At 63.0% G+C, this 2,119-nt stretch carries 1 tRNA gene and 2 pseudogenes; all 3 read right to left on the bottom strand.

From position 1 onward, the window contains the following. Positions 1–691, bottom strand: a pseudogene (locus tag AWB82_RS36550) (hypothetical protein); the annotation flags it as partial. A gap of 794 nt (positions 692–1,485) precedes the next feature. Continuing rightward, positions 1,486–1,570, bottom strand: a tRNA-Leu gene (locus AWB82_RS36555). Between the two features lie 115 nt (positions 1,571–1,685). Then, positions 1,686–2,119 (bottom strand): annotated as a pseudogene (locus tag AWB82_RS36560) (ABC transporter substrate-binding protein); the annotation flags it as partial.

Genomic DNA, 2,119 nt, shown 5'->3' on the forward strand with positions numbered 1-2,119 from the left:
TCGCCGCAACGTGCGCCGTGGTTGTGACCGGCGCGGCTTGCGCGGCTGGCATCGGCGGCTTGGCGGGCGTCGTCGCCGCCAGCGTGCTGCCCGATGCCGGCGTGCTGGCTGCCGCGGCGTGTTCCTCGCGAGGATGATTCGTCTTCGCGATCGCCGTCGTAGCCTGCGCGACGGGTTGGGCATTCGTCGAGTCCGGTTTGGAGCGCGCCAAAGACGCATGTCGCGCGGCATCGGATTTGAGAATGCCGGACGCGCCGTCGCGAATGGAGCCCGCCGCGCTGATGCCGGGCTCCGCGCTCGGCGGCGGGGCGTTGTCGTCCAGACGCGCATAAAAGTAGCCACCGACCGCGATGCTCGCGACCACGCCGCCGACCAGCACCGCCATGCCTGTGCGCGCGGGTTTGCGCGACTCTTGCGAATCGCCGGGCTCGATGAAGTTCGGGTAAGACGTCAACATCTTGCGACGCACGAGGCGTTGCAGCCAATGGCTGTCGTCCCAGTCGAGGATGTCGAGCGGCGCGGGCATCGGCGCGGCGGCGGCCACGACGGCCTCGGCGGCGCGGCTCGTGAAAATCGCGCCCTGACGATCCGCTCCGCACGAGGGGCAGGTGTCTTCCGTGGCTGGGGAAACGGTGTTGCAGCGTTTGCAGATGACGGAGTCGAGAGACAGCGAGTAATCAGGTCGATTCATGTCGTACCCTTCTTCGAGTTATGGCTCGACGCGTTGCGCGAGCGGGTTACGACATCGAGAGAGTCCTAAGCAACCCGAAATTCGGGCGCTGCGTGCGCGAGCATCCCCGTGAATGCTCCGCGCGCCGGGGTTCTGAATGCCGATGGTCGCAATTTTCGCGGGCAGCGACGAGACGCGTCTACGCGATTGCGCACATTCGGATGATGAAGCGGTCAGGGGAAATGCGAGAGGCGTCGATAGCCGAACGGACGACTTCCGCGCGGCCGCGCTATCGGCGAAATTGCGTCTTATCGCACACAAAAGGATGCTGCCGATGCAATCGAACGGCTTCGACGCCACGGATCGGTCAGGCGATCTTTATCGCAAATCTGGGAATTTTCGCCCCTCTGCTTGCGATGCTTCTGTGGATATACTTGCGCGTCGCTGTGTTTAGCCAGGACGTCCGGGAGATCTTGCTCACGCATTCTCTACGATACGCTTCGGTCTACTACGCGTTTTCGGTCGTATCGAATGAATGGAAGGCCAGGGTGCCAAAATGTAGAACTTCCTGATGGGATTTTTTCGCGAGTACTGGCCTGTCGTCGTGGCCTGCATTTTCGCCAGATTCGGCGCTCCGGTTCTGGCGGGCCGGCTGTCTCGCAATGTCGCCAAAAGCGCGCGTCCCGACGGAGCCGGACGTCGTTCGGGCGTGGAATGAAGGCGGACCTGTCAGCGTGACGAGGCTCGAAGCCGATACGGATAGGCCCCAAACGCAAAAAAGCCGCTCACGATGGAGCGGCTTTTTCGACAATTCTTGGTGCCCAGGGCCGGAATCGAACCGGCACGCCTTGCGGCGGGGGATTTTGAGTCCCCTGCGTCTACCAATTTCACCACCTGGGCCTGAATGGACTCGTCGCGACACAAAGCGAAGAAACAAGCCAATCGAGTCGGCGATTATGACCGAAAACGCCGTCGTCGGCAAGCATTGACGTCAGCGTTTTCGCAAGCTCGGAAATTACTGAGCGAGATACGTGAACGCGCCGTTCCGGATCACGCCCATCACGCTCGCGCGCTGATCCAGACCGACGTGATCCGTCGCGCTCGTATTGACCACGCCGTTCGGCACGACCAGTTCATGCGCGTGCTCCAGTTCCGAGCGCAGCGCCACGCGGAATTCCTTGGTGCCTGGTTTCGCCGTCTTCAGCGCGCGCGCCACGGCGTCCTGCAGGCGCGGATACACGCCCGCCGCATCGCCCGCGAACTGCGTGACCGTTCCCTTGCCGTACTTCTCCTCATACGCATTCACGAACGCGAGCGCCGCTTTTTTCGACGGATGATCCGCCGGCAGCGTCCGCGCGACGACAACCGGCTGCGTCGGGAACAGCGTGCCCTCGACGTCCTTGCCGCCGAGCTTGATGAACTCGGGCGTCGCGATGCCGTGCGTCTGAT

Source organism: Caballeronia glebae, from assembly GCF_001545035.1.
In the GTDB taxonomy this organism is placed as follows: domain Bacteria; phylum Pseudomonadota; class Gammaproteobacteria; order Burkholderiales; family Burkholderiaceae; genus Caballeronia; species Caballeronia glebae.